The sequence below is a fragment of the Pseudomonas sp. HMWF021 genome (genome assembly GCF_003061005.1).
Taxonomy (GTDB): domain Bacteria; phylum Pseudomonadota; class Gammaproteobacteria; order Pseudomonadales; family Pseudomonadaceae; genus Aquipseudomonas.
Window position 1 is genome coordinate 7,260 of record NZ_QAIK01000001.1, and the last position, 25,680, is coordinate 32,939.

General features: G+C 59.2%; 19 protein-coding genes. 3 read left to right on the forward strand and 16 right to left on the reverse strand.

Features of this window, described 5'->3' with window-relative positions; genetic code table 11:
- Positions 1 to 136 precede the first annotated feature (136 nt).
- The 10 genes from DBR18_RS00020 to DBR18_RS00065 all read right to left on the reverse strand — a co-directional run bounded on the left by DBR18_RS00020 (position 137) and on the right by DBR18_RS00065 (position 14,171).
- Positions 137 to 3,088, reverse strand: coding sequence for an autotransporter serine protease (locus DBR18_RS00020; protein WP_108588797.1), 2,952 nt, complete (start codon positions 3,086 to 3,088; stop codon positions 137 to 139).
- Between the two features lie 159 nt (positions 3,089 to 3,247).
- Positions 3,248 to 4,615: a TolC family outer membrane protein gene (locus tag DBR18_RS00025; RefSeq protein WP_108588798.1), complete on the reverse strand. Its 1,368-nt coding sequence runs from the start codon at positions 4,613 to 4,615 to the stop codon at positions 3,248 to 3,250.
- A gap of 2 nt (positions 4,616 to 4,617) precedes the next feature.
- The gene (locus DBR18_RS00030) at positions 4,618 to 5,967 is read right to left on the reverse strand and encodes an HlyD family type I secretion periplasmic adaptor subunit (RefSeq protein WP_108588799.1); all 1,350 of its coding nucleotides are present in this window, start codon (positions 5,965 to 5,967) and stop codon (positions 4,618 to 4,620) included.
- A complete protein-coding gene (locus tag DBR18_RS00035) occupies positions 5,964 to 7,739 on the reverse strand; it encodes a type I secretion system permease/ATPase (protein WP_108588800.1) in 1,776 nt (591 codons plus the stop codon). Before DBR18_RS00035 ends, DBR18_RS00030 begins: the two co-directional genes overlap by 4 nt.
- A gap of 204 nt (positions 7,740 to 7,943) precedes the next feature.
- Positions 7,944 to 8,372 (reverse strand): AprI/Inh family metalloprotease inhibitor, encoded by a 429-nt coding sequence (locus tag DBR18_RS00040; RefSeq protein ID WP_158275031.1) that lies wholly within the window; start codon positions 8,370 to 8,372, stop codon positions 7,944 to 7,946.
- 93 nt (positions 8,373 to 8,465) lie between these two features.
- Positions 8,466 to 9,929, reverse strand: a complete 1,464-nt coding sequence (locus DBR18_RS00045) for a serralysin family metalloprotease (protein WP_108588801.1) — start codon at positions 9,927 to 9,929, stop codon at positions 8,466 to 8,468.
- 448 nt (positions 9,930 to 10,377) lie between these two features.
- Complete coding sequence (locus DBR18_RS00050; RefSeq protein ID WP_108588802.1) at positions 10,378 to 11,463, reverse strand: polyamine ABC transporter substrate-binding protein; 1,086 nt, start codon at positions 11,461 to 11,463, stop codon at positions 10,378 to 10,380.
- Positions 11,464 to 11,518: 55 nt separating this feature from the next.
- Complete coding sequence (locus tag DBR18_RS00055; protein WP_108588803.1) at positions 11,519 to 11,863, reverse strand: cupin domain-containing protein; 345 nt, start codon at positions 11,861 to 11,863, stop codon at positions 11,519 to 11,521.
- Between the two features lie 33 nt (positions 11,864 to 11,896).
- Complete coding sequence (locus DBR18_RS00060; protein ID WP_108588804.1) at positions 11,897 to 13,303, reverse strand: FAD-binding oxidoreductase; 1,407 nt, start codon at positions 13,301 to 13,303, stop codon at positions 11,897 to 11,899.
- Positions 13,304 to 13,355: 52 nt separating this feature from the next.
- Positions 13,356 to 14,171 carry an AraC family transcriptional regulator gene (locus DBR18_RS00065; RefSeq protein ID WP_108588805.1) on the reverse strand — a complete coding sequence of 272 codons (816 nt, stop codon included), beginning with the start codon at positions 14,169 to 14,171 and terminating at the stop codon, positions 13,356 to 13,358.
- A 263-nt stretch (positions 14,172 to 14,434) separates the two neighbouring features.
- Between DBR18_RS00065 and DBR18_RS00070 the strand changes: the two genes are divergently transcribed.
- Entirely contained in the window at positions 14,435 to 14,707 is a 273-nt protein-coding gene (locus DBR18_RS00070) for a DUF1652 domain-containing protein (protein WP_034154176.1), read from the forward strand.
- Between the two features lie 52 nt (positions 14,708 to 14,759).
- On the opposite strand, the gene DBR18_RS00075 is transcribed toward DBR18_RS00070, so the two are convergent.
- The gene (locus DBR18_RS00075) at positions 14,760 to 17,234 is read right to left on the reverse strand and encodes a UvrD-helicase domain-containing protein (RefSeq protein WP_108588806.1); all 2,475 of its coding nucleotides are present in this window, start codon (positions 17,232 to 17,234) and stop codon (positions 14,760 to 14,762) included.
- Between the two features lie 88 nt (positions 17,235 to 17,322).
- Entirely contained in the window at positions 17,323 to 17,487 is a 165-nt protein-coding gene (locus DBR18_RS28210) for a hypothetical protein (protein ID WP_158275032.1), read from the reverse strand.
- A 24-nt stretch (positions 17,488 to 17,511) separates the two neighbouring features.
- Here DBR18_RS28210 and DBR18_RS00080 point away from each other — a divergent pair, with 24 nt between their 5' ends.
- The gene (locus tag DBR18_RS00080) at positions 17,512 to 18,207 is read left to right on the forward strand and encodes a pirin family protein (RefSeq protein WP_108588807.1); all 696 of its coding nucleotides are present in this window, start codon (positions 17,512 to 17,514) and stop codon (positions 18,205 to 18,207) included.
- A 177-nt stretch (positions 18,208 to 18,384) separates the two neighbouring features.
- Here DBR18_RS00080 and pgm read toward each other — a convergent pair whose 3' ends face one another.
- From pgm to DBR18_RS00100, 4 genes are all read right to left on the reverse strand, one after another.
- On the reverse strand, positions 18,385 to 20,031 hold the full coding sequence (gene pgm / locus DBR18_RS00085) for a phosphoglucomutase (alpha-D-glucose-1,6-bisphosphate-dependent) (RefSeq protein WP_108588808.1): 1,647 nt from the start codon (positions 20,029 to 20,031) through the stop codon (positions 18,385 to 18,387).
- A 111-nt stretch (positions 20,032 to 20,142) separates the two neighbouring features.
- Complete coding sequence (locus tag DBR18_RS00090) at positions 20,143 to 21,525, reverse strand: PLP-dependent aminotransferase family protein (protein WP_256588471.1); 1,383 nt, start codon at positions 21,523 to 21,525, stop codon at positions 20,143 to 20,145.
- 2 nt (positions 21,526 to 21,527) lie between these two features.
- The gene (locus tag DBR18_RS00095; protein WP_108588810.1) at positions 21,528 to 22,988 is read right to left on the reverse strand and encodes a hypothetical protein; all 1,461 of its coding nucleotides are present in this window, start codon (positions 22,986 to 22,988) and stop codon (positions 21,528 to 21,530) included.
- Positions 22,989 to 23,529: 541 nt separating this feature from the next.
- A complete protein-coding gene (locus tag DBR18_RS00100; protein WP_108588811.1) occupies positions 23,530 to 24,552 on the reverse strand; it encodes a zinc-dependent alcohol dehydrogenase family protein in 1,023 nt (340 codons plus the stop codon).
- A gap of 270 nt (positions 24,553 to 24,822) precedes the next feature.
- Between DBR18_RS00100 and DBR18_RS00105 the strand changes: the two genes are divergently transcribed.
- A partial coding sequence (locus DBR18_RS00105; RefSeq protein ID WP_108588812.1) for a LysR family transcriptional regulator occupies positions 24,823 to 25,680 on the forward strand: 858 nt, incomplete at its 3' end.

The window sequence follows — 25,680 nt, forward strand, 5'->3', positions numbered from 1 at the left end:
CTCCCTCGCCACAGGTGTGTGCCACTGAACCTGTAGGAGCTGCCGCAGGCTGCGATCTTTTGATCTTGTTGTTAAAAAATCAAAGTCAAAAGATCGCAGCCTTCGGCAGCTCCTACAGGGTTACGCGTACGCCCCGTCAGAACTGCCAGTTCAGGCTTAGCCCCACCCCGTGGCTCTTCTCGCGATTGGCCAGTTGCCCGTTGTAATCAAGGTTGACCCGTACGTCCTTGCTCAAGGCCAGGCTCGCTTGTACGCCGACCAGTGCTGCATCACGCACCAGTGCCGAGCTCTCGACCGAGTACGGCGTGCCGCCGCTGGCAAAGCGCAGATGCTGTTCGGAGTCGATGTCGCTCAGGCTGTGCTGCCAGCCGAGGTGGCCACTCAGGTCAAGCGCCTGCCCGGCCGACAAATTGAAGCGCTTGACCGCCCGCACACCTAAAGTGCTGAGCACGGCGTCACGCTGATCGCCGGCGCTTTTCAGCGCCGCCGCGTCGCCCTTCTCGGTGAAACCTTCAGTGTCCAGATGTACGTAGGCCAGATTGGCGAACGGTTCCAGTGCCAGCGGTTGCAGGTTCAGTCGATAAGCCGCTTCAGCGAAAACCTGCGTAGTCGCCGCATCAACCTTGGCTTTCTGTTTGGCGCTGACGTCGCCGTACTGCAAATCGCGTTTGACGTCGGCGCGATGCCAGCTGTAGGCCGCACCGGTACTCAGGCGCCAAGCGCCAATGTCATGACCGGCGTAAGCGCCGAGGTGATAGCTGTCGACCTTGGCCGAGGAATGCGTGTCCGAGCCCATGTTCAGCGAGCTGTCGCTGTAACCGGTGACCAGACCGATGCGGGTCTGCTCGTCCAGTGCGCCGTCGACACCAGCCAGCAAGCCGCCAATCGACGTGCTGTAACGCGACGTGTCATTGCCCGAATCGGTTGAGTCCCAGGCGCCGAGTGCCTTGATCCAGCCATTGCTTTGCGTGGCATTGGCATCGTGCAGACGTTCGCCGACGGCGTCGCGCAACTGACGGCTGTCATTGATCAGCATCGAGCCGAGTGCCGGGTAGATTTCCCCGCTCAACTGCTGGAAGGCCTGTTGCGCCGAGGTGGCGTCTGCCGACAGCAACAGGCTTTCGTACACCGAATTGCCGGCGCCAAGGCCTTCGACGGCTGCCGCTACCGCACGCTGATTCGGGGTTTGCCCGACGCTGGCGAACGAGGTGCCGTTACGCTGGATATCAAGTTGAATGGCGTTGGCCGCGTAATCGAGGCTGCCGCCGATAAACAGGTAATCCGGCAGCACTGCGCCGAACTGGCCCTGAATGCCACCCGCCGCTTGCAGAATGTCGTACGAATGACCGAGCAGGCTGCGCGCTTGCGTGGTGCTGAGCAGCGTCGGGCTGTTTTCCAGCGACAGGCTGACCGTGGCGCCGCTGATGCTCGCGACACCACCGGCCACGATGCGGTCGCTGCTCGTCGGCGACAGCTCGACCGCATAGGTCGAACCCGGAGCGAAGGTCACGTCACCGGCCACGTTCAAGGTGCCGATGGAATTGCCCGGCGCCACGCGGCCACCGCTGTTGGCAATCAGCGCGCCAATGCGCCCGGAGCCGCCCAAGGTGCCGCTGTCGTTAACCGTTACTGCCGAGGCCAGCGAACCGTTGACGCTCAACAAACCGCCATTGACCGTGGTCGGGCCACGGAAGGTATTGTCGCCGGTCAGCAGCAACCGCCCTGCCCCGGACTTGATCAAACTGCCTTGATAGACCCTGCTCGCCGCTGCCGCATCACGGGCCATGCCCACGGCGTAGTCGGTCTGATCCTGTTGACTGGCGCCGGCCGGCACGCCGTTCTGCCAGCCCTTGTCTTGCAGGGTCTGCTGCCAGGCGCTGTGTTCGGCAAGGTCTTCCCCCTGCCGCTGCAGCAAGGCCTTGTCGGAGATGTCATTGCTCCACACATCGCTTTGACCCGCCGCCAGGCTGGCATTGAACGTGCCCAGCAATTGCCCCGGCCCGCGCATCGCCCGATTCAGGTTGGCCACGCCCCAGCCGACCCGTTCGGTCGGTGCATCGGTGACCGAACCGTCCAGTTGCGTTGCCGTGGTCAGCAACACTTCCAGCGCCTGCTGATTGCTCATGTACGGATAGCGTTCCATCACCAGTGCCAGTGCGCCGGTGGCGTGTGGCGCAGACATCGAAGTACCGGACTTGATCGCATAATCGCCACCGGGGATGGTGCTGTCGATCTTTGCCCCCGGCGTAGTGATGCACCAGTATTTGGCGATGCCGCACTGGTTGTATTTCTGCTGATTGCTTTGGTCCAGCCCGGAGACCGCCAGCCAATGGCCTTCCAGATCCGGTTGAAAGTACGGCAACGCCGAGCGCACGCTGGCATTCGGGTAGCCACTGTTGCCGGCGCTGAACACGTTGATCACGCCGCGACGCGAGACGTCTGCCGCCGCATCGAGCCAGGTGCCCTGATTCCAGTGCTGGGCGTAGGCGGCATGCAGATCGGCCAGGGTCCGGTAGCTGACATCCGGCGGCTGGCTGCCCCAACTGTTGTTGATCGCCCGTACACCGGCAGCGGCCAGGGCGTCGTACGCCGCTTTGAAATAACGCGGGTCGGGCTTGGGGCCGAACAGGAAGCTGTCGTTGTTGTTGGTGTTGCCGACGTAGATTTGCGCGTTGTACGCCACGCCGTGCATGCCGGTGCCGTCACGGGTGGCGCCCATGGTGCCGACCACGTGAGTGCCGTGGGAATCGTTGTTGGGATTGAGCGTGCCGTTGACGCTGAACGGCGAACCGTCGACGTAGCTACCAGACGCCAGCACCGGGTGGTAGCGGTCGCTGGCGAACTCGGGATGGGCAGCGTCGAAGCCGGAATCGAGGGCGCCGATTTTCACGCCCTTGCCAGTGATGCCGAGCGCGTAGGCCTGATCGGCCTGCATCCGCGCCAGGCCCCAGTCACGCTGGAATTCGGCGCTGCGCCAACTGGCCGGATCGCCGGGTTGGCCGGATTCGAGGTACTGCGCGTTGGCCTGCGCGATGGAAACTGCGAGCAACAGGCTGCCGACCGCTGCCGGCTTGATGCGTACGTCCATGTTCACCACTCACTTTTCTTATTGTTTTGCAGGCACTGACAGCCAGATCAAAAGATCGCAGCCTTCGACAGCTCCTACAGGGATTGCTGTGTTCTATGTAGGAGCTGCCGCAGGCTACGATCTTTTGCTCTGCTTCAAGCGCCTACAGGATTTTCCGTGTTACCGGGTTTTCGGGCCTTGCCCGAACGCCTCATCCACCCGCGCCAGATCCTGCTCGTTCAGCGTGCCGGCGTAGTAATGCAACTTGGTCCAGGCCATCAAGTAGTCGTAGCGTGCCTGAGCCAGATCGCGGCGGGTGGTAAATAGTTGTTGTTCGGCGTTCAGCGCGTCGAGGTTGGTCCGCTCACCACCGAGAATGCTTTGCTTGGTCGACACCACCAGCGCTTCAGCCGAGGACAATGCCTTCTGGTAGGCGCGCAGTTTGTTGACGCCTGACAGGCAGGCGCTGAACTGGCGGCGCAGTTCGATCAACGTCTCGCGGGTCTTGCCATCGAGCTCGTACTCGGCCTGTTCCATGCTGCGGCTGGCCTGACGTGTCGAGGCCGAGACCCCGCCACCGGCATACAACGGCACATTGACTTCGAAACCGATGGTATTGGTCTCGTAGCGCTGGTTATAGGTGTTGCCGCTTTCCGATTCGTTCTGGCGCATCGAGGCGTAGGCACTGACTTTGGGCAGATGTCCTGCGCGGTTGCGCTCTACTTCATAGCGCGCCACTTCCACGGCCTGACGCTGCGAGGCCAGGTTCGGGTTGTTGCTGATCGCCAGTTCATGCCAGGTGTCGTAGTTGGCCGGCATCAGGGCGAAGGTCTGGAAGTTCTGATCCAGCGGCGCCAGTTCGTCGATGTTCACCGCCGGTACGCCAACCAGCGCGCCCAGTTCGCGCAGTGCGGCATCCTGCTCGTTGCGCGCCTCGATCTCTTCGGCGGTCGCCAGTTCGTAACGCGATTCGGCTTCCAGAATGTCGGTGCGGGTGCCCTCACCCTGTTTGAACATGTGCTCGTTCTGCTGGAACTGTTGCTCGTAGGCTTTTTTCTTGGCCTGGGCAATGTCGATCTGATCCTGTGCAAACAGGGCCTTGGTGTAATTGTCGAGCACCCGCACAAGCAGTTCCTGGCTCTTGCCGCGAAAATTCTCGTCGGCGAACAGCGACTGCGCCACACCCTTGCGATACGCCGCATAGGCTTCGTAATCGAGCAGCGGTTGCTGGACCGTCAGGGTCGAACCGTAACTGCTGTAATTGCGGTCATCGGTACGGTTGCGTGCGCGCTCGTCGAGGGACGTGGCCTTCGACGAGTTGCGGCCCTTGTTATAGTTGTAACCGATCCGTGGCAACAGCCCGGCGCGGCCGATGGCGCGGTTTTCCAGGCCCGCATCACGCTCCTTGATCGCACCGAGGAACACCGGGTCGTTACGCAATGCCTGTTCGTAGATCTCGAAAGGCCCCATGGCCGCCAGCGCGCTGTTTCCTGCGAGCAGCGCAAAGGCTGCTCCCAACATCGAAAGCTTATTCATCCTGCCGAACATCCTTATTCTTCAGTCAGCGCAGAGCCGGCCCGGTCAAGCAGCGGTTTGAACAGATAATTGAGCAGTGAACGCTCGCCGGTACGCACGAACATTTCCGCCGGCATACCGGGCTTGATCACCAGACCATGGAGTTTTTCCATCGCCTGGTCACTGACGCTGCTGCGCAACACGTAGTACGGCACGCCGGTTTTCTCATCGACCATCTGGTCGGCGGAAATCAGGCTGACCTCACCCGGCACGCGCGGGGTTTTGCTCTGGTTGAATGCCGTGAAGAGGATATCGACCGGCAAATGCGTGCCGACTTTGTCGATCAGGTTGATCGGCAAGTGACCTTCGACTTCCAGCGTGGTGCCTTGCGGGACAATCTCCAGCAGGGTCTCGCCCTGACGCACCACAGCGCCTTCGGTGTGCACGCCAAGGTTGACCGCCACACCGTCGGCGGTGGCCAGGATCTCGCTGTGCTGCAGGTCGAAACCGGCAGAAGTCAGCTGCTCGGACAGCGTCACGCTTTTGAGTTGCGCGTCGGCCAGTTGCGTGCGCACTTCCTTCTGGTATTCCTCGCCGTGCTGTTGCAGCTTCAGGCGCGATTCAAGGATGCCCTGCTCAACGCGACCGCTTTCACCGGTGTTTTCCGCCAGTTGCTGCTGCACTTGCGACAGCTGACGCTGGTACTCCATCAAGCGGTTGCGCGGGATGTAGCCGTTGTCCGCCAGCGGTTGCAGGTTGCTCAGTTGCTGTTGCAGCGAATCGGCCTGGGCATTGAGATCGGTGCGCGCGCGGCGCATGCCGGCCAGTTGTGCGGTGGCGCCTTCGATACTGGCGCGCAGGGCGGCCTGTTCGCGGGAAAACGCTTCGCGGCGACTGCTGAACAGTTGCCGCTGGCCTTCCAGCACCAGCGCCAGGCGCGGATCGGCGTTGTCGCTCAGTTCTGCCGGAAACGTCACTTGCTTGAGGTTGTCGCGCTCGGCCTGCCATCGCGCCAGGCTCGCCCAGGCCATGCGGTATTGCGCCTGCAGCGACTGCACGTCGGCGGCGACCTGGGTCTGATCGAGCCGGAACAGCGGCTGGCCCTGCTTCACGATCTCGCCTTCGCGCACCAGAATCCGGCTGACCACGCCGTTGCTCATCGACTGCACCGCTTTGCGTTTGCCGGAAACCACCACGGTGCCTTGCACCGGAATGCCTTGATCCAGCGGTGCCAATGCCGCCCAGGTGAAGAAGCTGCCGGCACCGACCAGCGCCAGAATCCAGCCCATGCGGGCAAAAAATTTCGCGTCACGCTCCGGCCGTTCGGCGATGTACTCGTGTTCCATGGTGGCTTCGTTTTGTGTGTTCATGGTCGCGCTGCTCATACACCCGAATTCCTTGTCGTGGGCTGATACTGCCGGCTCATGCTGAGCCCGCCCGGTGCCTGCGCGGCTTTTTCCCGTTGTTGTTCCTGGGCGCCGGACAGCGCCTTGAGGACGTCCTGACTGGCGCCGTACGCCTGCAGACGGCCGTCGTTGAGCACCAGCAGTTTGTCCGCCTGGGCCAGTACCGAAGAACGGTGTGTCACCAGCACGACGGTCGTGCCCTTGCTTTTGAGGTGAGCGATGGCGCTGGCCAGTGCCGCTTCACCGACGGTGTCGAGGTTGGAGTTGGGCTCATCGAGTACCACCAGACTCGGCTCGCCATACATCGCGCGCGCCAGTGCCACCCGCTGTTTCTGGCCGCCGGACAGGCCGCTGCCGTCCTCGCCCAGTTGCGTGTCGTAACCTTGCGGCAGCCGCAGAATCATTTCGTGGACACCGGCATGTTGCGCGGCCGCCACGACTTTCTCCGGGTTGGCCTCGCTGAAACGGGCGATGTTCTCGGCGATGGTGCCGCTGAACAGTTCGATGTCCTGTGGCAGGTAACCCACGTACGGGCCGAGCTCATCGCGGTTCCAGCGATGAATATCGGCGCCGTCCAGGCGCACAGTGCCGCCCAGCGTTGGCCAGACACCCACCAGCACCCGCGCCAGCGTCGATTTGCCCGAGCCGGAAGCACCGAGCACGCCCAGCACCTCGCCGGCACCCAGATTGAAGTTGACCATGTGCAAGGTCGCGGCACGCTGCCCCGGAGGGCCGGCGCTGACCTGCTCGAAGGTGATCTGGCCTTTTGGCGCCGGCAGGGCCATGGCGTCATCGCTCGGCGGGAAGGCTTGCAGCAAGGAATCGAGACGCCGGTAAGCCAGTTTCGCCCCGCTCCACTGCTTCCACACGGCAATCAACTGATCGATCGGGCTCAGCACACGGCCCATCAGAATGGAACCGGCAATCATCATCCCGGCCGTCATGTCGCCCTTGATCACCAGCAACGCACCCAGGCCGAGTACCAGCGATTGCAGGCACAGGCGTAACGTCTTGCTGATCGAACTGATGACGGCGCCGGTATCGCTGGCCTGGTTCTGCAGACCGAGGAAGCGCGAATGCACGCCAAACCAGCGCTTGCGCAGCGCACCGAGCATGCCCATTGCCTGAATGGTTTCGGCGTTGTGCAGGTGGCTGGTGGCCAGTTGGCTGGACTTCTGCGAGAAACCGGCGGCTTCACCCAAGGGCTTCTTGGTCATGTATTCATTGAGGCACGCCAGCGCAATGAGCAGCAGCGCGCCGGCCGTGGCGAGTACGCCGAGCCAGACGTTGAACAGATAGATGACGAACAGATAGACCGGGAACCATGGCGCATCGAAAAACGCGAACAGGGCCGGCCCGGTGACGAACTGACGGATGTGCGTCAGATCGCCCAGCGATTGCCCGGCGTTGCCCTCGCCCTTGAAAAGGTTGCGCTCGAAAGCGGCCTGATAAACGCGCAGGTTGAAGCGGCGCTCCAACTGGCTGCCGATGCGGATCACGATGAAGCTGCGGATTACTTCCAGCATGCCGATGAACGCAAAGAACCCGACGACCATCAGCGACAGCATCGCCAACGTGGTTTCGTTCTGCGAAGACAGCACGCGGTCGTAGACCTGCAACATATAAATGGAGGGCACCAGCATCAGCACGTTAATCAGTGCGGTGAAGCACCCGACGCTGATCAAAATGCTTTTATAGTCACCCAAAGCCTTGAATAAGGGAGCGGTGGCTGGGGCCTTCGCCATCTTCATTGATTATTCCTGAAATGTTTTCCTCGCCACTCTTTGGCGAGACGCCTCTATTAATTATCCGTGCACTTGCCGGAATATCTCTTGTCACTTTCCACTGACACTTCAACAACAACTTCCGGCCTCAACCGGGTTTTCGTTGTCTCGGTATTTTTCTTATAACTGCTGCGTCGAAGCTTATATGCAACTGTCCGTCGTTTTTGATCTTCACGGCTTTGGCACAGTGCGTTTGAGCGTAATCACCAGCCCTGATTTCAAAGTGCTCAGATAAAGCCCATCACGTTGTCGGCTGAAGAACTGGATTCTTGAACCTTCCTTGCCGGTAATCGACAGGCCGTCCGGGTCGGGAAACCAGCCGATCGGAGCCTGCTCAAGCCATGCCCCCAGGCAGTCGGCTCCCTTGCCCAGGGTCTGGTTGGGTTCCAGATCGATGAGGCAGGTGTTCGACGGTTTGTCCTGCAGTGTCTGCGCCAGTGCAGCATCATCGGGCGCGGTCAGAACGGCTTGCCACTGTCCGGCGAAAACGGATGGATCTTCAAGTCTGAGGCTGCTTGCCATGGTTGTTTCTCCAGAAATCATGATGAACGCCGCCAAAAGCCACGCCACTGCTTTGTAGGTAAAAGCTTCATAAGTCATAAGAAAATTCGCTCCGGCGCGTAGCCTTGCCCAGCAGTCGACACGATGCAAGTAAAAGAAAGCGGCGCATTAAGCGCCGCTTCCCGTTTCACATCACGCCACGATATCGCTGGTCGCCGCCTGGCCCACGGTGCTGACCTGGAAGTCCGCCACGCCGTGCCCGGAGAAGTCCACCGACAACAGGCTGTTGCCGCCCGACGACGTCAGAATCGCGTCGCCGGCTGCACCGGTGAAGCTGCTGACGAAGTGCAGGCCGGAACCGTTGGTGATGGCGCTCAGGTCGATTTTGTCCAGACCGCTGACGAAATCGAGGATCTGATCGATTGCACCCGGCTTGGAGTCGGAGCTGGACGCGAACACGAAGGTGTCCGAGCCGGCGCCGCCCCACAGTTTGTCCGCACCACCGGCGCCGTAGATGATGTCGTTGCCGGCACCGCCCTTCAGCTCGTTGGACACACTGTTACCGATCAGCAGGTCGTTGCCCGAACCGCCGATGGCGTTCTCGATGGTGACACCCTTGGCGATGGACACGTTGCCCACCAGGCCGCCAACGTCGGAGAACGAGGCTTCATTGAGGTTGATCTTCTGGTTCTGGGTGAAACCCGAGAAGTCGAAGGTGTCCTTGCCACCCGCATCCCATACCGAGAACACCAGCTTGTCGCTCGACGACGACGCGCTGAGGAAATCGCGCCCGGCGTTGGAGTTGAAGCCGTAGGTGGTGTCGCCGGTACGGGTGGCGGTGTTGGCACCGTAGAGTTTCTGGATGGCCGCGATATCATCCATCAGCGGGCCGGAGGAATAAGCTTCCACGCCACCCTTGCTGAAGTTCTGGCTGGTGTTGCTTTCGCTCCAGTAACTCATGACGCTGTAACCACGGGTGTCTTGGCCGTAGGACGCGTCGTTGTAGGTCGGATTGCCATTGCCGGCGTTGTAATCGCCAGGGTGAGCAAGGCCCAGGGTGTGGCCGATTTCGTGCGTCAGGGTCTGACGACCGTAGTTGTTCAGATCTGGCGTTTTGTTCGGTGTGTAGCTGCTGTTGATCAGATACCACGAGGTGCCGTCATAACCGGAGCCGGTACCTGGCAGGTAAGCGAACGCTGCAGCGCCATCCTGGCCACCGCTGTAGTTACCGAAGGTCATGTGGCCATCACCGCCCGTGGCTTTCTCGGCGAAAGTCACATTGGCCACATCAGCCCAGGATTGCATGGCGAGCTTGGCCTGGGCTTGCTGTTGAGCATTGAACTGACTGAACCCGCTGATCCCGTGCTTGTTCATCGTGCTGGACGTTGCAGACGTCAGGAACGTATAGGTAAGTTCGATCTTGCCGCTGCCATCCCTGTCCTGATAGGCAGCGCCGTCGCGCAGCAACTGGGTTGCGGCCTGGTCGACGGAGAAGGAGGGTTTGCCATTGACCGTGAGGTTGCCACCACGATCGTACTGATGGCTGAAGCTATTGATCTGGTTGTACGCCGAGCTGGCAGCGCCCAGCGGTTGCAGTGCCGACAGCTGGAAGGACTGTTCGGCGGTATCAATAGCGTTAGCTTTTACTTTCGACATAAACACACTTCCTTGTTTAGCAATGGAACAGTTTTTGTCAGATAGGGACAATCCCTGGCGAGATCGTCCTATCACTCGCCCAATGAAGGCGTAAGAAACCTGACACAATTTGAAATCTTACGTCTAGCATTTTTTTGAGATCAAATCGGACTGTTCCGGCAAATGCCCGTAAACAATGACTGCGGGGTCGAAAGATTGTTATGAGGTGTTTGTTCTCGCCTAATTGTCTGACGATTTTCTATTTAAATATTAAATATCGGTAAGTTGCTTTTTGATGGATACGTCTCACTTTGCCGCACTTTATTAGTGCAATGCCAGTGTATTGATATCAACTACTCAATAACCCTGTCCCTGTAGGAGCTGTCGAGTGAAACGAGGCTGCGATCTTTGGATTTCAAGATCAAAAGATCGCAGCCTGCGGCAGCTCCTGCAGGGTTTTGGGGCTGGATCAGCTACCGGTGCGGATCTTGTTCCAGACACGGGTGCGAATCCGGTCGATGTTCAGCGGCATGGCTTCCAGCGCGAACAGTTTGCCCATCATTTCCGGGCTTGGGTAAACCTTGGTATCGCTCTTGATTGCCGGGTCGATCAGGCTGTCAGCCTGTGCGTTGCCGTTGGCGTAGTGCACGTAGTTGCTGATGCCGGCCATCACGTCCGGGCGCAGCAGGTAATTCATGAATGCGTAACCGGCCTTCTCGTCCGGTGCATCGGCCGGCATGGCAACCATGTCGAACCAGATCGCCGCGCCTTCCTTGGGAATCGCATAGCCGATTTCGACACCGTTCTTCGCTTCCCTGGCGCGGTTTTCCGCTTGCAGGATGTCGCCGGAGAAACCGACCGCCACACAGATATCGCCGTTGGCCAGGTCGCTGGTGTATTTCGAAGAGTGGAAATAACTGACGTAAGGACGCACTTTCATCAGCAACGCTTCGGCTTTCCTGTAGTCCTCGGGATTTTTGCTGTGATGCGGCAGGCCCAGATAATTGAGGGCAGCCGGCAGCAATTCCGGGCCGTTGTCGAGAATCGCCACGCCACACTTCTGCAGTTTTTCCATGTACTCGGGCTTGAAGATCAGATCCCACGAGTCCACCGGTGCATTGTCACCGAGTACGGCTTTGACCTTGGCGACGTTGTAGCCGATGCCGGTGCTGCCCCACAGGTACGGGAAACCGTGTTCGTTGTCCGGGTCGTTGACCTGCAAAGCCTTGAGCAACACCGGATTGAGGTTCTTCCAGTTCGGCAACTGGCTCTTGTCGAGTTTCTTCAGCGCCCCGCCCTGGATCTGCCGGGCCATGAAGTGGTTGGACGGGAATACCACGTCGTAGCCGGATTTGCCGGTCATCAGCTTGCCGTCGAGGGTTTCGTTGCTGTCGTAGACGTCGTAGGTCACGCCGATGCCGGTTTCTTTCTGGAAGTTTTTGGTGGTGTCCGGCGCAATGTAATCGGACCAGTTGTAGACCTTGACCGTTTCCGCGGCGTGACTGATCGAGGCCACCAGCAACAGCGGTGCCAGGGCGAGGGTTTTCTGGAGCATGAGGTCGATTCCTGTAGTGGCTATTTTTGTTGGCAGGCAATCAAAGATCGAAAAATCAGAAAATCAGGACGTAGGTCTTGCGCACGGTCTCCTGGATATCCCAGATACCGAGCGTGTTGGCCGGCAACATCAGTGCGTCGCCACCTTGTATGTGCAGGGTTTCGCCGCCGTTGTCCGGGGTGAACGTGCAACGGCCAGAAATGAAATGGCAGAACTCCTGCGCGGTGATCTGCCGGCGCCAGCGCCCTGGCGTGCATTCCCAGACGCCGGTTTCGACGCCGTCATCGCGCTCGACACTGGTGGTCGAGGCGATGGCGATCGGCTCACCGAGTGGCACAGCAACCGGATTGGACTCGTCCAGTTGCAGAGTGGCGGTGTTCTTGAACTGCGTAATGCTCATGGGTGTGACCTGTCTTTTTGAAGAAAACGGCGGTTAGTGCATGAAACCTTCCATGAAGCCCGCGACCTGACTGGCGAGCTTGCGCCGCCACGGTGCGGTGGCCGGGTTGGCCAGGGTCTGGTCTTCGTGAACAAAACTTTTGATGATCGCGTTGTAGCCCAGCCAGCGACACGGTTCCGGCTCCCAGGCACGCAGCGCGTGAATCCCGCCGTCCGGCAGCACCCACGGCTGGTGCACCAGCTCGGTGTCACGCTCCAGAATCAGATCGGCCAGGGTGCGACCACCGAGGTTGCTGGCCCCGACGCCCTCCCCGCCATAACCGCCGGACAGCGCAATGCCGTTGGCGCGATCGCAGAGCATGTGCGGCTTGAAGTGTCGCGACATGCCGAGGTTGCCGCCCCAGGCGTGGGTGATCTGCACGTTTTTCAGTTGCGGGAACAGTTCGCCGAACAGATAACGACGCAGCTCGACTTCATCGCGGGTCAGGTCGAAGTTGTGGCGCAGCTTGCCGGCGAACTGGTAACCGCCGCGGGCACCGAAGATCAGACGGTTGTCGGCACTGCGCTGACCATAGGTGACCTGACGACTGAACTCGCTGAAGGCCTGACCACGGTTGAGGCCGATTTCGTCCCAAGTGGCGGCGGACAAGGGTTCGGTGGCGACAATCAGGCTCTGTACCGGCAACTGATAGCGACCCAGCGGCGGCAGCGTGACCGAGTAACCTTCAACCGCCGGCACGATCCAGCGACTGCGCACACTGGCCCTGGCCGTGCGCAAACTGCCAGACTGCCAATGGGTGACCGGGCTGTTTTCGTAGATCTTCACGCCCATGTTCTGCACGGTACGCGCCAGGCCCCGGACCAGTTTCGCCGGGTGAATGGTTGCCACGTGCGGCGCATAGATGCCGCCGTAGGGTTTGGCGACGCGAATCTGTTGCGCCAGTTGCTCGGGGCTCAGCCAGCGGTAATCGTTATCGGTCAGGCCCTGGGCGTGGAGTTTGTCCAGATACTCGCGCAGGCTGGCTTCCTGCTCGGGATAGCGTGCGGCGCAGTAAAGCACGCCGCCCTTGCGGTAATCGCAGTGGATACCCTCGCGTTCGAGGACAACTTCCACTTCATCGGGGATGCTGTGCAGCAGATCAAACGAGGCGCGGCGCTGTTCTGGCGAAAGCCCGGCCAGCAGTCGATCCTCGCCCAGCAGATTGCCCATCAGCCAGCCGCCATTGCGCCCGGACGCACCGAAACCGGCGGTTTGCGCCTCGACGATGGCAATGTCCAGCCCGGGCGCAAGTTTTTTCAGGTAGTACGCGGTCCACAGCCCGGTGTAACCGGCGCCGATGATTGCCACGTCGACATCCAGATCCTGCTCCAGCGCCGGCCGCGCGGTGAGCGGCTCGTCGAGTTGATCCATCCACAAACTGATAGTGCGCCACGCCGGCATGCAAGACTCCGCCACTGAAAACCTTCGATGGCGTCGATCCTAGTGGGTGACTTCAACGGCTGTCTTGCGCGCGTGCCCGCAAAGAAATTTGTTTGGCGTAGGCCTTCGGTGACTGACCGGTGTGTTGGCGGAAACAGCTGTAGAACGCCGACAGCGAGTTGAAACCGGCCGCGAACGCCAGCTCGTCGATACGCAGCGGCGGCGTGGCGTGGTCCAGCAATTTGAGCAAGTGCTGCAGGCGCGCCTGATTCACGTAACGGTAGAAGCTCTGGCCCAGCACCTGGTTGAGCAGATAGGAAATCTGGTTGCGGCTGTAGCCGCACTCCTTCGCCACCCGTTGCAGATCCAGTTCCGGATCAAGGTACGGCTGCTGGCGTTCGAAGTACTGCTGCAGGTCTTCAGCCATGAAACTGATCTGGCGCGGCGAAAGGCCCAGGCGACTCACCGCCGGACGCTGGCTGGGTGCGTCGGCGCCGTTGGTGTGTGTCCGAACCAGTGAGGCGTATTCGTTGACCCGCCAGATCAACCCGTCCTTCACCGTGATCGCTTCACTGGAGCGGAACGACACCAGACCATCACCGCCGCGCAAGGTCACTTCGTATTGAATGAACGCGGTATTGCCGTCCACGCGGATCCGGTCGCAATGCTCCAGCGCTTCGTCGGATTCTCGCGGCATGCTCACGCGCACGTACTCGCGCAGTTCGTCGAGGCCCAGCACCCGGTTCTGAAAGAAATCGTTGTACTGGACGTCCGGGTGATACAGCGCCATGACGCAGTCCAGATCGCGGTGTTTCCAGCTCAGGTGGTAGCGCATGACCGTGGCAGCCGTGGCCGGGGTCTGTTCTGGGCCGTCATCATCGGCGTGCATAAAGGGCTCGGAGCAAAAGAACCGAGCTTGCCCAAGTTCGGCAGATCGAGCAACGGCTAAACCATAGTGGCCATTTGGCGATGAGTGATCGTGACGTGACTTACATCAAAAAATGCGAAGCAATCGCAAAATGAACTGAAAAATCTCACGGAAAATTCACATCCGGATGCTACTTTTAACGTCACTGACCGGTTGAGCCAATGAAGGCTCTTCCCACCTAACATGAGCAAACGGAAGCGCTCGATGAAGAAGGCGGGCAACACATGAATAAAGGTTCCAGTAAAGTCACGTTCCCTAACGCGTGCCAGCTGATGCGCTGGCATTTTCATCCCATGGGTTTTGAAGCGACGATGGATGCACCGGGCAGCATGATTGCTCGTCTGTTCGATCGCGCGAGTGGCGAAACCATGATCGCGATTGCCGGCATTCCTTGTGCCACGGTCATGAACGCCGCTGACGTCGAGCGCATTATCGAAGCCGTGGAGGACGAGCTGGAGGCTTTCATTCCTCCGGAGTCTCTCAGGAGTTACGCGTAACCTGTTGTTTTCAATTAAAAAGCCCGCCGATTCTGGCGGGCTTTTTTGTGCGCTAGGCGATTTTCGGTTGTTGGCGGTGATCGACAAAGAACGCCTTGCCTTGGGCAACCCGGTCAGACGCCCTCGGCATGTTTACAGCCTGGGTGTCCTGCGGCTCAACGTACCAGTAGCAGTGGCTGACTGCGCGGGTGATGCCGACATACGCCAGACGCAGGATCTCGTCCTTCTGCGCCGTATCGTAAGGCTCACTGTCGCCAGCCTTGCCCAGCCCGGCCATGCGGTACACCTGATTCTTGTAGGGCGAACTGGTCAGATGTTGGCAGTCACCCAGCAAAAACACCGCATCGGCTTGCAGGCCTTTGGCGCTATGGTAGGTGAGCTGTTTCAGGCGCCGGGCTTCGTACGGTAAGCTCGAATCAACATTAACTACAGCCTGAATGTTCTGCTCAATCAAAGACTTATCGCTGCTTTTTCGATAAAGCATCAGGATTGAATCGCCCCGATTGTAGTGTTCCGCCAGGCGATGCCCCAAGGCCTGATCATCGCGCTCGAGCACATTGACCGGCTGCAAGGCCTTGGGATCCCCGCTGGCTCGAGCCTTCTTGCCGGCAATTGCCGGAGCAGCGCGCACGATGTGTTCGGCGGCATCGATGATGTGCTGATGACTGCGGTAGTTGTCGCTGAGCATCACCCGCGTAGTGCTCGGCGAAGGAAATTCCTTGTTGAACTCCATGAAGTAACTTGGCGAACTGCCACGCCAGCCGTAGATCGACTGCCAGTCGTCACCCACGCACAGCAACGATGAACGCTGGGCACCCCGCCCGACATGCATGGCCGGGCCACGGCTGCGGATTTCTGCGAGGCTGGCACGGATCCACGAGACGATTTGCGGGGATACGTCCTGGAATTCGTCGATCATCAGGTGCGACATTGGCCGCAGCAGCTCATCACTGAGCAGCTTGAGGTTCTCCGGTGAATGCTCGCTGAACAGGGCAAACATCCGGTTGTAAGTCATCACTGGCGGTTTCTGATCGAGCAGGTGATCTTCCAGTGCACGCCAGAACAGGCTCAACGCTTCGAAGAAAAACCGGTCGGGATCGTCCTTGGCGAAACTCATGCGACCGACGGCGTCCGGCACGTCCAGGCCAAGGTTTTCGATGAAGCCTGCCGCCGCGACAAAACAGTCCAGCAGCGGCGCTGAAGCCAACTCGCCTTTGACCTTGTAATCAAACCCCGGCCCGGCGCTTGCGTCACCGGCCAATGTCGACAGAACCCGTTTCGATGCCTCGTAACTGTCTAGCCAAATCAATGGCTTACGGCAGAAAGCTTGAAACAGGGTGCGCTTTACAGCCCACTCCGCACGTACGCTGAGCTTGGCGTTGGGGCGACAGATCTGCGGGTTTTCCCGGGCGTCGAAACCGAGTACCACCCAGGCATCGAGGCTGGGAATGTAACCGTGGCAATGAAAGGTCGACCCATTGATTTCGAAGGTCTGACGGCTGGGTTCGATGCCTTTGATCGGCCAGGCACCGGCACGAAACCACAAGTCTTCGATGGCGTCGCACAGCTCTTCGTCGCGCTTGGCCGCCAGTTCGGTCACTGCCACGCGCTTTTGCACGTCAGGATGATCGCGCTCCAGTTCCTTGAGCTGCAAACCGGCTTTGGCCAGAGGCTGAATCAACTGGCGGAAACGTTCGTCTTCATTGAACAAGCGGTGATAGCAGGCATTGAGCTGTTGGCGTTGGGCATCGTTGATGCGCAGGTCGAACGGGTTGCTGTCGACCTCTTCGTCCGCCCCTTGTTGGCGATTGCTGAGGTTTTCGAACGCTTGCAGGCGTTCGAATCCCGGCAGACTGCGCACCATCGGCAGAATGCGCGAGTGGAAGGTGCGCACCAGTTCCCGTGCCTGTCTCAGGTTCAATGCATGGCCCCAGAGGGCGAACATCTCGATCAGCTTGTTGATGAAGTCCTTGCGCGACTCGCGGGTAAAGGTCACCACGGTCATTGAATCGAGCTCAAAGCCCAGATAATGCGTGAGCAACAGAATCCGCAATACCAGCGTGGTCGATTTGCCCGCACCGGCGCCCGCAACCACCGAGGTTGAAGGGGTGTCACTGAAGATCATCTTCCATTGCGCGGCACTTGGCTGGGCATGCTCAGGCAGCAGGCGCGCCACATCAGCCTTCATGCGTTTTTTCAGTTCGGCAGTGAGCGGGAGGCGCCAATCGTCGAACAGATGATTGTCCACGCTCGGCGCACGATGTTCAGTGCTGCGGCTGTCGCGAATCAGCAGAACCTGGCGGCCTTCCTCCAGCCCTTCAAGTTTTCCCTCCTTGAAACCGTACTCGACACCCGCAGTGTGACCGCTGCGAAAACCGTCCGCCTGACCGTGAAGCCATGAAGCACGGTGCTGGGCGCGCAGACGCGTCAGGCCATGACCAAAGAAACGCGCGGCCAGACGCTTGAACCAGGGCATCTCGGCCAATGGGCGAAGTTCGGGAGGGAGATCGGGGGTGTGTTGCGCCACGCTGACGGGCTCCAGTGTGTGAGGCTGTTGGGGCTATGGTGTCTGTATTTGCCCGTGAGTTCTAGCGAAATGCTTACAAGTCATTGGTTTAGGCGATGAACTGAAAGTCGGGCAAGAATATTTCAAGTCTTTTTCTATCAACGGATTCGATAACAATGCCGCATTTTTTACGCTTTTTCTCGATAGTTGGCTGATGGATCATGCCTGTCATTAACCGACGGTCTCGCTTCGTGGCTCTGGCGAAACGCCCCATGACGAACCTCTTGAGGAGACGATCATGCTTGAACTCAGACCTTTCAGCACGCTGGGCGGCGCTCATCATGGCTGGCTGGATGCTCACCACCACTTCTCGTTCGCCGAGTATTACGACCCGCAACGCATGAACTGGGGCAATCTGCGGGTGTGGAATGACGACGTGATTGCGGCGGGCACGGGTTTCCCACTGCATCCGCACCGCGACATGGAAATCATCACCTATGTGCGCGAAGGTGCGATAACCCACCAGGACAACCTTGGCAACAAGGGACGCACCGAAGCGGGTGACGTACAGGTCATGAGCGCCGGAACAGGCATCGCGCACAGTGAATACAATCTGGAAGCGCAGGAAACCCGGATCTTTCAGATCTGGATTCTGCCGACGCAAACCGGCGCACCGCCGTCGTGGGGCGCCAAGCCGTTCCCGAAAGGTCAACGCGAAGGCTTCGTGACCCTGGCCAGCGGCAAGGATGGCGACGATCAGAGCCTGCGCATTCGCGCCGATGCTCGTTTGGTAGCAGCCAACCTCAAGGCAGGCGAAACCGCTGAGTATCGCCTCGAAGCTGGGCGCCGGGCCTATCTGGTGCCCGCCACCGGTGCCATTGAAATCAACGGTTTGCGCGCACAGGCTCGAGACGGTATCGCCGTGGAACAGGAGTCGCTGCTGAGCGTGACGGCGCTTGAAGACAGCGAAATCGTGTTGGTGGATCTGGCCTGATGACCTGACCTGCAGGCGAAAAAAAGGGGCGACCGCCATGGTCGCCCCTTTTTTTGTAGCGAGGGGATTCATCCCCGATGGGCCGCGAAGCGGCCCCTCTATTTAATGGAGCGGACTGCTACGCAGTCCATCGGGGATAAATCCCCTCACCACAAAATGAACTCAATTCCCTGAAGATCACTTGGTGCTGATTGCACCATCCACCAGCGTTTGCGCTTCAGCCACCAGTTGCTTGAGGTGGTCGTCGCCAATGAAGCTTTCGGCGTAGATCTTGTAGATGTCTTCGGTGCCCGATGGACGCGCGGCGAACCAGCCGTTTTCGGTCATCACCTTCAAGCCGCCGATGGCCTGATCATTGCCCGGCGCATGGCTGAGAATGCTCTGGATTTTCTCGCCTGCCAGTTCGGTCGAAGTGACCTGGTCCGGCGACAGCTTGCTCAACAGTGCTTTTTGCTCAGGGTTGGCCTTGGCGTCGACGCGTACCGAGAACGGTTCGCCCAGCTCATCGGTCAATCCGCGATAGGTCTGACTCGGATCGCGCCCGGTGCGAGCCGTCATTTCAGCAGCCAGCAGCGCCGGGATCAGCCCGTCCTTGTCCGTGCTCCACACTCCGCCGTCTTTACGCAGGAACGAGGCACCCGCGCTCTCTTCCCCGCCAAAGCCCAGCGAACCGTCGAAGAGCCCCTCGGCGAACCATTTGAAGCCGACCGGCACTTCGTACAGACGACGGCCCAAGCGCCTGGCAACGCGATCAATGAGACCACTGCTGACCACAGTCTTGCCGACCGCCGCATCAGCGCGCCACTGCGGACGGTTCTGGAACAGATAATCGATGGCCACGGCCAGATAGTTGTTGGGTGCGAGCAAGCCGCCCGAGGGTGTAACGATACCGTGGCGATCGTGATCCGGATCACAGGCGAACGCGACGTCAAAACGCTCCTTGAGACCGATCAAGCCTTGCATCGCGTGGCTGGACGATGGGTCCATGCGAATCTGGCCGTCCCAGTCCACGGTCATGAAACGGAATGTCGAATCGACCTGCTTGTTCACCACGTCGAGGTCGAGACGGTAATGCTCGGCAATCGCCGACCAGTAGCGCACCCCTGCTCCGCCCAGCGGATCGACACCCAGACGCAGCTTGGCGTCGCGAATGGCATCGAAGTCGATCACGTTGATCAGGTCGGCGACATAGGTGTTGAGGTAGTCGTGACGATGCGTGGTGCTGGCCTTGAGCGCCTGTTCGTAGCTGATGCGTTTGACGCCCGCCAGATTGTTGGCCAGCAGTTCGTTGGCCTTGGCCTCGATCCACTTGGTGATGTGGGTATCGGCCGGACCGCCGTTGGTAGGGTTGTATTTGTAGCCACCGCTTTGCGGAGGGTTGTGCGACGGCGTGATGACGATGCCATCGGCCAGCCCCGACGTGCGGCCACGGTTGTAGCAGAGAATCGCGTGCGATACCGCTGGTGTCGGCGTGTACTCGTCACCTTCAGCGATCATAACGGTCACGCCGTTGGCGGCCAGCACTTCCAGCGCACTCGCCCCGGCCGGGGTCGACAGTGCGTGGGTGTCGATGCCGACGAACAACGGACCGTTGATGCCTTGGGCTTCGCGATAAAGGCAGATTGCCTGGCTGATTGCCAGAACGTGCCATTCGTTGAAACTCAGATCGAAGGAGCTGCCTCGGTGCCCGGACGTACCGAATGCCACGCGTTGGGTGGAAATGGAAGCGTCAGGCTGGCCAGTGTAATAGGCCGTCACCAGTCGCGGGATATCGACCAACAGTTCTGCCGGTGCCGGCTTGCCCGCAAAAGGACTGAGTGTCATGCAAAACCTCTGAGAGAGTGGTTCAGGAAATACAGCGCAGTTTACTGGCAGTTCGACCATTGGGCGATGAGATCTATCCAGAGCATTTGCGATGTTTTTTAACAATCACGCTCAGATTGAGGCCAGGCGCAAGGAATCGCCCAGCAGACCGACCATTTCGGCAAGCGCCTGATCGCTGTGCCCGAGAGAACTCAGGCGTACGTGGTTGGCATGCAAGCCCTGCAGACTGAACAAGTCTCCGGGCGCTACCAGCACCTGCTGCCTGAGCAGATCGCGAAACACGCGCTCCATATTCACCGGGCGTGAAGAGCGCAACCAGACGGTTGAACCACCCTGCGGTTCGACGATATGCAACGCGTCGCCCAATCGCTCGCGCAACACGTTGATCAAACGACTGCGACGTTCCTTGAGCAATCGTCTCAATATCTGCAAATGCTGATCGATACGTCCGCCCCCATACAGGCGGGCGATAGCTTTCTGACGGATCGGCGAGAGACGAAAGGAGCGCAGAAGGAAGTGCCGCTGCAACTCGCTGCGCAACCCTTTTGCCAGAACAAAACCGTAAGGTGCCTCGGCGCCGATGACTTTTTCGAACGTGGAAAACACCAGCAATCGCTCAGGATCGAGCAGATCGCGAATTCGATGCCCCTCAAGGCCCTCCTGCAACTCGCCATAAGCGTCGTTTTCCAGCACCCACGTTCCGTGCTGAACCAGCAGATGCGCAATGATTTGCCGGTTGGAGTACGGAATCAGCGAACCATGGGGCATGCTCAGCGCCGAGGAAAGCAGTACGAGGCGCACCGTTTCCGTCTTGAGCAGCGACTCCAGACGTTGCGGGTCAAATCCGCCGTTACCCTCCACTGGCAGCTCGATGACTCGCACATTGGCGTGTTCGAGCAAGCGCAGAATGACCCAGTCACAGGGCGATTCGACCACTACGGTGGCACGCCGCAGTCCGAGCGCGGCAATCAGGATTTCGAGAACGCCACGCAGGTCCGCACCGATATACACGTCGTCCGCGTGCCAGCAGTTCTCAGGTGACACGGTATAACGCGCGGCCAGGGCGACTCGCAACGCCTGCTCGCCCCAAGGCTGCGCCAGTGTTTGTGGCACCCGTGGATATTGGCGCAGCAGTTCGCGCTCAATCATGAGCAGCGGGCTGTCCAGTGGCTGTATCGAGGCCGGTTCGTCAGAGCTCAATACCCGCATGCCGGGACGTCGGGCATTGATATAGATCGTTTCAAGCAGATCGCCTTCGCAAGCAGGCAACGAAGCCTGCCCCGTTGATTGTGCGTAATAGCCTGACTTGGCGACGCAATAGACCCGCCCTTCCTTTTCCAGCAATGAGTAGGCGTACTGAATAGTCGAAATGGACACATTCAGGCGTTCAGCCAACTGGCGCAATGAAGGCAATCGCAGTGTTTCGCCGCTGTTCGGCTCATTGATCAATTGAATCAGATAGCGATACACCGCCTGATAGGCGAAAACGCTCACCGTCAACCTTCCGCCGAGCGGTCACGCATCACGTCTTCGTTTTCACATGCGCCCGTCGCCTTGACGGGCTCCATCGGCTTTCGCAGACGGACAGGCTCCATGCTGTACAGGCGACCAATCAAGTCGATGGATAAACCACTGACGTCAGTCATCCATTTCAACACCTGCTCCGGAGCATGCAATCCTTGCATCGCACGGTGCAAATCAGGCAAAGCCACCAGCATGCCGGGATGGCAAGTGCGTAAAAACTGCTCCAGACCGGCTCCCTTGTCTACAAACGGAGCAAACAGCAGACAAATGATTTGCTCCTCGTTCAGACCGAATGTCCTTTGCAGCCATGCCCCGCCCTGCAAACGAAGCTCATCGGCGCCATCCGGTTTGCCGAGGACCACCACAAGTGGTTCCCAGGTCGATTCCGGTAACTGTTTGCTGCGCATTTGCGCCAGGCAACTTTGCAGATGCTCCCGCACGCCCAGAGCATAATTGCTCCCTTCCTTGACACTCGCCTGGATCCCGTGGAGATGGGCGGTCACCAGCGGGTCGGCAAATTCGCCATCGCTCTGGTAAAGCAGAGGCTCCTCCATCTGAAAGCCAAGAAACTCACTGAGTAACGGCCAGCGCTCATCGAGCTTGTCAACCAGGATGTCGTTGACGTCGACAAAGCAAGTGCGACGACAGGCTTCAAACTCTCCCACGGGACGCCAGGGCAGACGTTGCGGGTCCGGATAGAGCTCTTGATAGAGGTCGCCGCCCAGCGAATCCAGTACGAGAAACAGATCTTCGGCGCCCCAGTTGTTTGCCGGCACACCATTCTTGGAAACCCGGCACAAGGCCCGGTCCAGACCACTGAGAAACCGGCTTTGGCGGGACGGTTTTTCGCTGCTGATCATCACATCCACGCCGTTGTTCCAACGGGCAATCTGGTCATAAAACTCGGCGGTGGCCAGATAGGCGTCATCCCAGAGTTCCAGTGCGTCCTGCCAGGATCGGCGATGGCCGACCATCAGCAGATTGGTGCGATTGGCGTTGCGTCCCTCATCGCTCAAAGGTACGTGATGATTGAACGGCAATACTTCACGGTTATCGACCATCAGCAGTTCGACACGGGGGTCATCGTATAAAAAAAGTGAGCTGAAACTGCGATGCATGTTGCTCAGCGCTGCCTCGGTCGTACCATTCCAGCGCAATGTGGCCACCCGCAGCTGGAAGGTCGCCGGCGCGCGCACTGCGATGCTGAGCTGCGCTGCGCGCAACATTGCCAGCGAGTAACAGCTGTCACGCGAACCTGACTGGGTCACCAGGACCTTGAACTCGCCGATGCGATCCATTCCACCGGCGGCCACCGCCAGACGCTGGATCAACAACTGGAGTGCGGTTCGTTCCGCCCGCGAGAAAAAACTCAACAGTCGTTGCAATATCTGCTGGTAGACATAGTTCATTGCCTGATCATGGATCGTGCTCATCAGTACTTTACCCAATATAAAAAATTATCTCGCGCAAGCCGGGACATCGACAAAGCAAGAGTCAGTGATTAATTAATAGACGTGATTATGCTAACACTGAAGGAGTTGTAGCTATTTGAAACACTTGAGCGCAGGCTCGTTCAGGAATCTCGCGCACACCCCGCAAACCCTTACAGGCTCTGGGCTGCGCAAAGGATTCCATAATCCTAGGAAACTTCTTACAACTTCCCACGAATAGTTAGCACAAGAAAAAAAGACGCGTCGCCGGAATATCCCTACAGCCCTTAAACAGAACTTCACGGATATTGGAGAGATAAACACCTGATAACGGACAGCACAAATAGAATGCACAGACATGGCTCATTCCTTGAGATGAAAGTAATCATTCGATTATCAGGGCTTAATAGTGGATTAGAAGATACAGATCAGGAGCAAAAACCAGTTCAGTTGCAGAACTGTCTCGGGTCGGGGCCGAGAGGAAGGTGTTTGAAGCAGAGATAAACACAAGAGTCCGTGAGACCACGGACTCTGATCACCGATATCAGGCCGGTTCGACCTGCAGTGCGACCCGCTCGCGGCAAGGGCATTCGTCCATGTAACGATGCGCTTCGACAAATTCGCTGAAGGGAAATACCCGGGTCTTCAATGGCAACAGCACCCGGTCAGCGGTCAACTGGTTGATATCACGCAGCGCGCGCTGCAGAGCGACATGGTCCTGAGTAATGCCCAGTTCCGGCTTGCCGGTAAAGTTGCCGATGCAGTGCACGAAAAACTGGATGTTCTTCTGGAACGCTGCGCACGCCGGAAACGGAGTCTGGTTGCCACCTTGCAGGCCATACAACACAAGGCTGCCACGTGGAGCGAGCACGTCGCCAAGCAAGGACATCTGCGGGCCGCCCAGACCATCGAACACCACGTCAACACCACGGTTGTCGGTGATCTTGTTGATCCGCATCAACAGATCTTCTTCCTCGGTGACGATGACTTTCTCAGCACCCAGCGTCAGCAGATACTCCCGCTCTTCAGCGGTTTTGGTCGCGGCAATTACCCGCACCCCCAGCGCCTTGCCCAACTGGACAAAAGACGGGCCTGCGCAATGGCTGGCGTCAGTGACAAGGGCAAACTGCCCCGGTTTGACCCGCGCCAGATCGGCGTAGGCAAAATAGGCGATCAACAGCGGTGTGTAATGCACACTGGCTTCGACCGGGCTGAGCACGTCCGGGTAACGGGTCAATGCGGTGATCGGCAGAACGATCTGCTCACCATACACCGGGTAGTCGTTCGGGCTCTCGGCAGGGAAACTGGCAACCTTGTCGCCTATCGCCAAACCGTCGACACCCTCACCGACAGCTGTGACCACACCCGCCATTTCGTGGCCAAGGCCCGATGGCAAGCGGGCCTGGGACGAGGCCAGATTCTGACGCCAGAGCGTGTCATACCAGCTGATGCCGATCGCTTCGACACGCACCTGCACTTCGCCAGGACCTGGCTGAGCGGCCGCATGCTCTTCGCATTTGAGCACCTCGGCCGGACCAAACTTGTGAAAACGGATCGTGCGGGACATCGCAAACCTCGTCAAAGTAACCTCTAATGCCCTGAACTCTATCTGGGCTTTTGACCCAAGACTATCAGTGGCTATTAATAGTCGACATGCCTGTCATTGATTCCGCAGCATGAGCGGCATTGGCAAAATCGATGAAAAAACTGCTGCCTATGCCTCAGTAAAGCTGAATTTACCGGTGCAGAGTACCAGCCTTTCCCCGTAAGATTCATGCCGGCCATTGTTCTCATATGGTCGCTCTCGTCAAGCTTGATGACTCTGCCAGGACTCCAGATGAATCGTAATGACCTGCGTCGTGTCGACCTGAACCTGTTGATCGTATTCGAAACGTTGATGCACGAACGCAGCGTGACCCGGGCCGCCGAAAAGCTTTTTCTCGGTCAGCCGGCGATCAGTGCGGCGCTCTCGCGCCTGCGCAGCCTGTTCGATGACCCGTTGTTCGTGCGCACCGGACGCAGCATGGAACCTTCCGCCCGGGCGGTGGAAATCTTCGCCCTGCTCTCCCCGGCGCTCGACTCGATCTCCACAGCCGTCAGTCGTGCCGCCGAATTCGACCCGGCCACCAGCACTTCGGTATTTCGCATCGGCCTGTCCGACGACGTCGAATTCGCCCTGCTGCCGATGCTGCTCAAGCGTCTTCGTGCCGAAGCCCCTGGCATCGTCCTCGTCGTGCGCCGCGTCAACTACATACTGATGCCGGGCCTGCTCGCGTCGGGCGAAATCTCCATCGGTGTCAGCTACACCACCGACCTGCCGGCCAACGCCAAACGCAAGGTGCTGCGTCGCAGCCAGCCGAAACTGCTGCGCGCCGACACCGTGCCCGGCCCGCTGAGCCTGGATGACTACTGCGCCCGACCGCATGCGCTGGTGTCGTTCGCCGGAGACCTGAGCGGCTTCATCGATGAAGAGCTGGAAAAACTCGGCCGCAAACGCCACGTGGTACTGGCCGTGCCGCAGTTCAATGGCTTGAGCACGTTGCTGGCGGGCACTGACATTGTTGCGACCGTGCCGGATTACACCGCTGATGCGCTGACGGCTGCCGGCGGTGTGCGGGCGGAGGATCCACCGCTGCCGACCCGTACGTTTGAGCTGCACATGGCCTGGCGTGGTTCGCAGGATAATGATCCGGGG